The sequence below is a fragment of the Streptomyces hokutonensis genome (assembly GCF_042751305.1).
GTDB classification, from domain to species: domain Bacteria; phylum Actinomycetota; class Actinomycetes; order Streptomycetales; family Streptomycetaceae; genus Streptomyces; species Streptomyces hokutonensis_A.
In genome coordinates this window covers 1-9,038 of the sequence record NZ_JBHYWD010000006.1, presented here as the reverse complement: position 1 = coordinate 9,038, position 9,038 = coordinate 1, and the positions used below count along the sequence as shown (strand labels likewise).

Below are 9,038 nucleotides of genomic sequence, written 5' to 3'. Positions count from 1 at the left end.
TAACCGCCCTAACTACACACACTATCTCTTACTCCCCGGGGGGGGCGGGGGCCCCCAGACGTTCAGTCTCCGCGGCGCCCGGCCCCCCCCCCCCCCCCCCGTTCATCATGAGAACATCAGCACGAGCAACTCGATAATCAGGGGCTAACGACCGAACCACGCACAGGTTCCGCCCAGGCCTCGTTGCCCGGCGTTACCTACCGTGATACACAGAGTGACCGTACGTAGTATTCGTACGAAACTCGCCAACCAATGACGCCAAGTCGACATACGTCGGCGCCATTGTCGGCGACAATGATGCCTGACCTCTGCGCACCTGCAGAGGATGCGGAACTACCCACCAGGGGCGGTGACTTACATGCTCTCTGCGGCCGACAAGGGAGACATCAACACCATCATCGGCGGAATCGCTCCGGACTGGGGCCCCTTCGGCAGCCTGGGCAACGAGGCCAAGGTGATGATCGAGGTGGTGATGGCGGTCGCCATCCTGCTCTGTCTCGGAATCGCCGTATGGGGTGCCGCCAAACAGCGCATCGGCGCGACGGCGCTCCGCGACACGTTCAGCGCGGAGCAGGGCAAGGGCCTCATCATCGCCGGGCTGACCGGGGTCTTCATCATCGGCTCCCTGGGCACCCTCTTCACGATCGTGTACGGCATGGCCGTATAGCCGCCGGACTCGACCGCCCGCTCTCCCCACCCCACCCGCCCGTCGCGCCCACCGGCTGAGGTTGCGTTTCCCTGATGTCGAGTCACCACACCGCGCCCGCGCGGGAACCAGCACGGCTACCGTCGTACTTCCAGATGTTTCTGGACGACGGCGAAGGGGCGTACCCGGCATGAGTTCCGGAGACGAGCACGAGACCTCCGGCGGTTACGGCGGCACCGGCCAGACCCGCACCCGCCTCCCCCAGGGCGACGGCGGCGACATCTACGGCGGCGCCCGCAGAGGCAACCGCTCCTCCTCCAGAAGCCTCGTCACGGTCGTCGGAGTAGTCGTCCTCCTCATCGCGGCCATCGCCTTCGCGAACCGCGGCGGCAACGACTCCTCCTCCAACGACACGACCGTGTCCGGCGGTTCGAAGCCGGACGCGACATCGACGGCGGCGAGCGGGACGAAGCCGGTGACGACGAAGGCGGGCGGGATCCCCTCCGGGTTCGCGCACGACCAACAGGGCACCGAGAGCGCGGCGACCAACTACGCGACGGTGCTCGTCTCCGCGGACATCCTCAAGCCGGCCCGCCGGACCGAGATCGTGCGGCAGGTCTTCGTCGCCGAACAGCAGACCGCGCTGGAGAACAGCCTCGACCAGGCCTACTCCAAGGAGTTCCTGAGCAAGCTCGGCCTGGACGCGAACGGAGACGCGAGCGCGGGCAACACCTACGTCTCCCGCACCGTGCCCATCGGCACCAAGGTCACGAGCTACTCGGACACCGCGGCGACGGTGGAAGTCTGGTGCACCGGGCTGTACGGCACAGCAGGCACCGTCTCGACCAACCCGGTGACCAGCGACTGGTTCACCCTGACGCTCCACCTGCGCTGGGCGGACGGCGACTGGAAGGCCGACAGCTTCTCCCAGAAGGACGGCCCCGCCCCGGTCCCCGGCGACAACAAGGCATCGACTGCCGACGAGATGGCCAAGGCCGTCCAGGAGTACGGAGGGTTCACCTATGCCCGGTAGCTCACGTCTCGTACTCAAGGCCGCGGCAGCCTTCACCGCCGTGCAGACCACCGCCGTGCTGCTGGCCACCCATGCCGTCGCGGCCCCCTCTCCCACCCCGACACCGACGGGGTCGTCGGCGGCTCAGCAGTGCAAGCTCCTGGTCGGCGAGGCAAAGGACATCTGCGAGAACGGCAAAAAGGGTGCGGGCTCCACCACTCCCACCACCGACACCCTCGACCCCCTCTCCTCCCTCGCCAAGGGCTGCGCCGAAGCCGCCTCCTGGACCATCGACAAGCTCAGCGAGGCCGTGAAGGACACCGCGAACGTCGACTTCACGAACTCCAAGTTCCTTCAGCAGTACGCCGTCGTCTTCGCCGCGTCCACGATCCTCACCCTCCTCCTGTGGCTCCTCGCGGTGGCGAAGCGCGCGGTCCGGGGCGTCCCCCTCACCACCGCGATCTCCGAGGCCGTCGGCTTCCTCTGGCTCACGGTCATCGCCTCCGCGTTCACACCGCTGATCCTGTACACAGTCGTCTCCGCCACGGACGGCATCACGGACGTCCTGGCGAAGACGACCGGGAACCAGGACACGTTCTTCGGCAACTTCTCCGACGCCCTGGCCAAGGGCAACAACATCGGCGGCGGCCCGATCATGCTGATCGTCGTCTCCCTGGTCAGCATCCTCGCCGCCGGCGTCCTCTGGCTGGAGCTCGTCATCCGCGCCGCCCTGCTCTACGTCGGCGCCCTCCTCGGCACCGTCGTCTACGCGGGCCTCGTCGACAAGAACCTGTGGGGCCACGTCCGCCGCTGGGCGGGCATCATGATCGCGGTGATCCTGGTGAAACCGGTCATCGTCATCGTGCTGGGCCTCGCCGGCGCGCTGTCCACCGCCGACGGCCCGGACTCGTTCTCCGCCGTCGTCTCCGGCCTCGCCATCATCCTGCTGGCCATCTTCGCCAGCGCGATGATCTACCGCTTCGTCCCCGGCTTCGGCGACGACATCGCCAACGGCCGCAACAACCGCATCATGCAGAGCGCCGAGGGCAAGGCCGCCGCGGTCATCAGCTCCCCGGCCACCATGGTCGCCCAGGGCATCAAGACCCACAGCGCCCGCACCAACGATGGCGGAGGCGGCGGCCAGTCCTCCGGCTCCGCCCGCCCGTCCAACCCGGTCTCCGGCGGCGTCGCCGCCCACAGCACCCGCCCCTCCTCGGGCGGCGGCGGAGCAGTCCCCGCTTCCGCGCCCCCGCCCCGCCAGAGCCCGGCGAACACCCCGCACGCCAGCAACGCCCGCAACAACCGCACGGGAGGTGAAGGGCGTTGACGACAGAGTCCCACCTGTCCCATCCGATCACGCCCCGCCGGACATATCTCATCGGCCGAGCCCGGCCGAACGCGATCGTCGGCAAGAATCGTGAGACCGGAGAGATCGCGCTCATCATCGTGGGCGCGTTCCTCGGCATGATGTGCGGGCTCCTCGTCCCGGTCCTGTCCCTGCGGATCGTGCTGCTGACGGGCTTCCCGCTGCTGGCGCTGATGGCGGTCTACGTGCCGTACAAGCGCCGCACGTTCTACAAGTGGTTCGAGATCAACCGCAGTTACAAGCGCACCCTGCGCAACGGCACGACGTACCGCTCCTCCGTCATGGAGGCCGGCGTCCACCTCGACGGGCGCGAGGTCGAGATCGGCCCGCCGCCCGGGATCGGCCGCATCAACTGGCTGGCCGCCCCCTTCGGCCCCGACGAGATCGCCGTACTCCTGCACGCCGACCGCCGTACGGTCACCGCCGCGATCGAGATCGAGGGCCCGGGCGTCGGCCTGCGCGACAGCGAGGACCAGGAGGCCCTCGTCGACCGCTTCGGCACGCTCCTCAAGCATGTGGCCAACGGCGACGGCTTCGTCACCCGCCTCCAGATGCTCGCCCGCACCCTCCCCGCCGACCCGGACGCCCATGCCAAGGACGTCGCCCAGCGCGGCGACGAGAAGTCCCTGACCTGGCTCCAGCAGTCGTACGACCAACTCCAGTCGATGGTGTCCACCAGCAGCGAGCAGCACCGCGCCTACCTCGTCGCGTGCATGCACTTCACCCGCGAACTCTCCTCCGAGGCCAACGCGATGGCCCGCGCCGCCCGCCCCCAGTCGGGCCGCAAGCTCGACCGGGACGCGGGGCTCGCGGTCGTCATGGCGCGTGAACTCACCGACATCTGCTCGCGGTTGCAGGAGGCGGACATCCGCGTACGGCAGCCGCTCGGGCAGGGCAGGCTCGCCTCGCTCATCCACTCCATGTACGACCCGGACCACCCCATCGACCACATCCAGGCGATGACGAAACGCAACGCCTGGCCGGCCGAACTCGACGCCATGGAACCGACGTTCCTCCAGGCGAAGACCCGCGAGTCGTCCACCCGCGAACCGTGGTGCCACGCCACGGCCTGGGTGAAGGAGTGGCCGATGACCCCGGTGGGAGTCAACTTCCTGGCGCCCCTTCTCGTCCACACCCCGGACGTCATCCGCACGGTCGCCGTCACGATGGACCTCGAACCCACCGAGGTCGCCATCGAACGCATGCTCACGGAGAAGACCAACGACGAGGCCGACGCCTCCCGCGCCGCCAAGATGAACCGCACCGTCGACCCCCGCGACGTCGCCGCCCACGGCCGCATGGACCAGCGCGGCGAGGACCTGGCGAGCGGCGCGGCCGGCGTGAACCTCGTCGGCTACATCACCGTCTCCTCCCGCAACCCCGAGGCCCTCGCGCGCGACAAGCGCACGATAAGGGCGTCCGCCGGCAAGTCGTATCTGAAGCTGGAGTGGTGCGACCGCGAGCACCACCGCGCGTTTGTGAACACACTGCCGTTCGCCACCGGCATCCGGAGGTAGGGACTCAGATGCGGGATCCGCTGTCCGTCCTCACCGACGCCTTCACGTCCTTCCTCTTCGGCAAGATCGAGTCCACCCGCCTCCCCGTCCGCACCTCGACGGGCCAGGCCCAGGCGGTCTATCTCCCCACCGCCGCCCCCGGGTTGGGCGACTCGGGCGTCATCATCGGCCGCGAGGTCTACTCCGGCAAGGGCTACATCTACGACCCCTTCCAGCTCTACGGCCAGCAACTCCCCGCCCCCCACTGGCTGGTGCTCGGCGAGTCCGGCAACGGCAAGTCGGCCCTGGAGAAGACATACGTCCTACGGCAACTCCGCTTCCGCGACCGCCAAGTCGTCGTCCTGGACGCCCAGGGCGAGGACGGCGTCGGTGAATGGAACCTGATCGCGGAGGAGTTGGGGATAACCCCCATCCGCCTGGACCCAACCGCCGCCCTGGACATGGGAATCCGCCTCAACCCCCTCGACCCGGCGATCACGACGACAGGCCAACTCGCCCTGCTCCGAACGATCATCGAGGTGGCGATGGGCCACGGCCTCGACGAACGCTCCGGCTTCGCCCTGAAGGTCGCGCACGCCTACGTCAACGAGACGATCGTCGACCGCCAGCCCGTCCTCATGGACATCGTCGAGCAACTACGGCACCCAGAGCCGGAGTCGGCCGAGGCGATGAACGTCGCCATAGACGACGTACGCGCCTGGGGCCTGGACGTGGCCCTCGTCATCGACCGCCTGGTCGACGGCGACCTCCGCGGCATGTTCGACGGCCCGACGACGGTGGGCATCGACCTGGACGCCCCCCTCATCGTCTTCGACCTGTCCCACATCGACCGCAACTCCATCGCCATGCCCATCCTGATGGCCATCGTCGGCGTCTGGCTGGAGCACACCTGGATCCGCCCCGACCGGAAGAAGCGCATCTTCCTGGTCGAGGAGGCCTGGCACATCATCAACAGCCCCTTCGTGGCCCAACTCTTCCAGCGCCTGCTGAAGTTCGGCCGCCGGCTGGGCCTGTCGTTCGTGGCGGTGGTCCACCACCTGTCGGACGTGGTCGACGGGGCTGCCGCAAAGGAAGCGGCGGCGATCCTCAAGATGGCGTCGACGCGCACGATCTACGCCCAGAAGGCGGACGAAGCCCGGGCAACCGGGCGGGTGTTGGGGCTACCTCGCTGGGCGGTGGAGATCATCCCGACCCTCACGCCCGGTATCGCGGTCTGGGACGTCAACGGCAACGTCCAGGTGGTCAAACACCTCATCACCGAGACGGAACGCCCCCTCGTCTTCACCGACCGCGCGATGACCCAGTCCTCCCGCGACCACGACCGCGAACTGACCGACGACGCCCTGCGCGCCGCCGAGTTGGAGGCGGAGGAACGCGCGGCGGCCTTCATGGAACAGCACCTGAGCGATCTCGACGGCTCCTCCGAGTCCACGGTGGCGTGAGAGGCGAAGAGGCGAGATGAGACCGAACGACGAACGGGAACGCCGAGGAGGCATCCCCGACGGCCTGTTGATCGGCCTGCTCGCCTTCCTCCTCGGCATGACCCTGCTGGTGTGGTCGGCCGCGGGCCTGGCGGCCCTGTTCTCCAAGGGCGCCTGGCCCACGGGCGTGACCTTCGCCCGCACTCCGTTGGCCATGCGCCACCTGATCGGCCGGCCGCACGACATCACCGGCGCCTGGCCGGAGACTCCACCCACCCAGCTCTCCGGCTACGGCCTCTTCTGGGGCCTGTTCATCGGCCAGCTGATGGTCCTGTTCGTCCTGACCGTGTTCACGATGGGCACGGTGGCGAGATGGCGGGCGGTACGGGCCCGGAGCAAGGCGGTGCCGCCGACACCGGAGGTCCACGAGGTACCGGCGCAGAGACCGGAGCCGCAACCTCAGCAACAGCCGACGGCCGTCTTCGAACAACCGCAGAGCGCACCGCCGCTCGTCTCGGCCTCAGCCCCTCCAATGAACGGTGAACGGGCGGGTGGTTGGGAAAAGGTCTTTCTCGCGACAGCGGAAAGCCGCCAAGCCACCGCAACCCAAGCAGTACGGGACGCGGAAGGCCCCGCCCTCGTGGTCACGTCGAACCCCACCATCTGGCAGGACACCAAGGACGCCCGCGCCAAACTCGGCCCGGTCCTCCTCTACGACCCCACCCACCTGTGCGACACCCCGGCCCGCCTCCACTGGTCCCCCACCACCGGCTGCGAGGACAAACAGACCGCGGTAAAACGGGCCGCCGCCCTCCTCGCCCCCGTGAAACCCACCGCGAAGATCGACCAGGCGGTGGCGGACACCGCCGAAACCCTCCTCCGCAGCTACCTGCACGCCGCCGCGATCGACGGCCGCACCATCCGCCACGTCCACCGCTGGTCCCAGGGCACCCAGGTCCAGGACGCCGTACGAACTCTCCGTACAAACCCCAAGGCGGCCCCAGGCGCGGCAGGCGAACTCGAGGCCGCGCTCACCTCCCACCCCGAACGCCGGGACATCGCCCAGGAGTTGACAAGCCGCGCGCTGTCCTCCCTCTTCACGGTCAACATCCGCGAAGCCTGCACACCCAACAGAACTGACGCGCTCTCCTTGGATTCCTTCGCGAACGAAGGGGGCACGCTTTATCTGGTAGGTGAATCCATCGAGGACCCCCGTACAAACCCGGGCGCGATGCCTCTCCTCACCGCCCTCGCATCAAGCGTGGTCGAGCGCGGCCGGCACATGGCCGAACGGTCATCGGCCGGTCGCCTCGACCCACCAATGACACTCGTCCTGGACGACATCGCCGCCGTCGCCCCGCTCCCCCAACTCCCCGACCTCCTGGCCACCGGAGCCGACCGAGGCCTCCCCACCCTGGCCCTCCTCCGCTCCCAGGAACAGGCCAGAGCCCGCTGGCCGCACCACGAACTCCCGGTCTAGGAACCGCAGTTCTTCCGGTACGAGCAGGTCGGCGCCGCAATACTTGGGTGACCAGCCCCTTGGGACCCCCGTAGGGTCTGCCGCATGACTCTTGCTCACGACACGACCGGCGACGACGGTCCCGCCCTCGTCCTCCTCCACTCCGCCGTCTGCGACCGCCGCATGTGGGACCCGCAGTGGCAGGCCCTGGCCGACTCCGGATACCGAGTGGTGCGCTGCGACTTCCGCGGCTTCGGCGAGACCCCCCTGCCGGACCACCGCCACAACGACGCCGAGGACGTACTCGACCTCCTCGACACCCTCGGCATCGAACAGGCGACCCTCATCGCCTCCTCCTACGGCGGCCAGGTCGCCCTGGAACTCGCCGCCCGCCAACCGGACCGCGTATCCGCGCTGGCCCTGCTCTGCTCCGGCCTCCCGGGCCATCAACCCACCGACGAACTGCGCGCGTTCGGCGAGCGGGAGGACGAACTCCTGGAAGCGGGCGATGTCGACGGAGCCGTAGAACTTAACGTGGACACCTGGCTGGGCCCGGACGCCGACGAATCGGCCCGCCAGAAGGTACGCGGAATGCAACGGCAGGCCTTCGACATCCAACTGGCCGCCCCCGAAGGCGCCGGACGCAACAAGGTGGACTTCGACCTCGCCGCGATCAAGGCCCCCGGCCTCGCCGTCTCGGGCGGCCACGACCTGCCGGACTTCCAGCGCATCGCGGCCCACCTGCCGAGCCTGCTCCCCGGCACCCGCCACCTCGAACTGCCCTGGGCCGGCCACCTCCCCAACCTGGAGCGCCCTGCCGCGGTGACAGCCCTGCTGACCGACTTCCTGAGCGAGACGCTCCCCGCCGCTCACTGAACCGGCCGGACCAGACGGGCCCACGGCGCCTACGGCCGCTCGAACGCCATCTCCAGCTCGCGCTCACCGGCGGCCCCGGGCAACGGCACGACGACGCCCGTGGGCAGGAAGCCGACCTTGCCGTAGAAGCGCCGGGCCCGTTCGTTGTCCTCGTGCACGATGAGCCGCACCCGCTCGACACCGCGCCCCCAGGACCACTCCAGAGCCGCGTCGAACAGCACCTCGGTGAGCCCGATGCCCCGCACCTCCGGGCGCACGAACACCCCGACTATGTGCCCCTGCTTCCGCTCGACCACGAAGCCGGCCCAGTCGACGGTCCCGGCCTCCTCGATAAGCACGGTCAGCGTCCCGACCCACTCTCCGTCCGGCCCCTCGGCAATGATCTGCTGAGCCTTTTCGGCACCTTCTGCGGCTCCCACGGCCCGCTCCTGGTAGAAGGAGTCCGGCTGGGCCTTCGCCGCCTCATAGGTCTCCAGAAAGGCGAGATGCGCGACGGGATCCTGAAGGGCGACCAGCCGCAGTTCCTTCGCCGCGGCCCACTCGTCGGCGCGTATCGAACGGATCTTGTAGTTCATGGCAGCAACGGTAGCCCAAACGCAGAAAACCCCTGTACCGAATAAACGGTACAGGGGTTTTCGCAATATTTGTTCGGCGGCGTCCTACTCTCCCACAGGGTCCCCCCTGCAGTACCATCGGCGCTGTAAGGCTTAGCTTCCGGGTTCGGAATGTAACCGGGCGTTT

8 protein-coding genes and 1 rRNA gene are annotated in these 9,038 nt (G+C 68.6%); 7 read left to right on the top strand and 2 right to left on the bottom strand.

What is annotated here, in order from left to right:
* The first annotated feature begins 358 nt into the window (after positions 1-358).
* From ACFXC1_RS17400 to ACFXC1_RS17370, 7 genes are all read left to right on the top strand, one after another.
* Positions 359-667 (top strand): hypothetical protein, encoded by a 309-nt coding sequence (locus ACFXC1_RS17400; RefSeq protein WP_381243580.1) that lies wholly within the window; start codon positions 359-361, stop codon positions 665-667.
* 169 nt (positions 668-836) lie between these two features.
* The gene (locus ACFXC1_RS17395; RefSeq protein WP_381243578.1) at positions 837-1,679 is read left to right on the top strand and encodes a hypothetical protein; all 843 of its coding nucleotides are present in this window, start codon (positions 837-839) and stop codon (positions 1,677-1,679) included.
* The gene (locus tag ACFXC1_RS17390; RefSeq protein ID WP_381243577.1) at positions 1,669-2,985 is read left to right on the top strand and encodes a hypothetical protein; all 1,317 of its coding nucleotides are present in this window, start codon (positions 1,669-1,671) and stop codon (positions 2,983-2,985) included. The genes ACFXC1_RS17395 and ACFXC1_RS17390 overlap by 11 nt, the downstream gene beginning before the upstream one ends.
* A complete protein-coding gene (locus ACFXC1_RS17385; protein ID WP_381243576.1) occupies positions 2,982-4,541 on the top strand; it encodes an SCO6880 family protein in 1,560 nt (519 codons plus the stop codon). The genes ACFXC1_RS17390 and ACFXC1_RS17385 overlap by 4 nt, the downstream gene beginning before the upstream one ends.
* Positions 4,542-4,549: 8 nt before the next feature.
* The gene (locus tag ACFXC1_RS17380; RefSeq protein ID WP_019073677.1) at positions 4,550-5,983 is read left to right on the top strand and encodes an ATP-binding protein; all 1,434 of its coding nucleotides are present in this window, start codon (positions 4,550-4,552) and stop codon (positions 5,981-5,983) included.
* Between the two features lie 16 nt (positions 5,984-5,999).
* Positions 6,000-7,442 carry a type IV secretory system conjugative DNA transfer family protein gene (locus tag ACFXC1_RS17375; RefSeq protein WP_381243574.1) on the top strand — a complete coding sequence of 481 codons (1,443 nt, stop codon included), beginning with the start codon at positions 6,000-6,002 and terminating at the stop codon, positions 7,440-7,442.
* Positions 7,443-7,526: 84 nt separating this feature from the next.
* Complete coding sequence (locus ACFXC1_RS17370) at positions 7,527-8,297, top strand: alpha/beta fold hydrolase (RefSeq protein WP_381243572.1); 771 nt, start codon at positions 7,527-7,529, stop codon at positions 8,295-8,297.
* Positions 8,298-8,326: 29 nt separating this feature from the next.
* Here the strand turns inward: ACFXC1_RS17370 and ACFXC1_RS17365 are convergent, their stop codons facing one another.
* Positions 8,327-8,872, bottom strand: coding sequence for a GNAT family N-acetyltransferase (locus tag ACFXC1_RS17365; RefSeq protein WP_381243570.1), 546 nt, complete (start codon positions 8,870-8,872; stop codon positions 8,327-8,329).
* A gap of 71 nt (positions 8,873-8,943) precedes the next feature.
* Positions 8,944-9,038, bottom strand: a 5S ribosomal RNA gene (gene rrf / locus ACFXC1_RS17360); the annotation flags it as partial.